Here is a 351-nt window from a genome sequence, read left to right on the forward strand (position 1 = left end):
GCGCCCGGTATAGCGGGTCGTCCTTGCGGCCGCGGTGGCCCTGGGTGTGCTGCTGGACCCGGCGGCGGCAACGGTCCAGTGCATCGCCGGCCAGCCGGACGACGTGGAAGGGATCCATCACCGCGACCGCGTCGGGCAGCGCCTCGGCGGTGGCGGTCTTGAAGCCGGTGAACCCGTCCATCGCGACCACCTCGATCGCGTCGCGCCACTCCTGCGGGCGGTCGGCCAGCCAGGTCTTGAACGCCTGCTTGGAGCGTCCTTCGACCTTGTCCAGCAGCCGTGCCGGGCCGGTGCCATCTCGCACTGGGGTGAGGTCGATGATCACGGTGACGTACTTGTCGCCGCGGCGGG

General features: G+C 71.2%; 1 protein-coding gene. It reads right to left on the reverse strand.

All coding sequences use genetic code 11. The features are described from left to right. Positions 1–351: ISL3 family transposase (locus tag L979_RS13690; protein WP_047692798.1), on the reverse strand; the 351-nt coding region annotated here is incomplete at both ends.

Origin of the sequence: Kocuria sp. ZOR0020, from assembly GCF_000800955.1 — a bacterium.
In the GTDB taxonomy this organism is placed as follows: domain Bacteria; phylum Actinomycetota; class Actinomycetes; order Actinomycetales; family Micrococcaceae; genus Kocuria; species Kocuria subflava.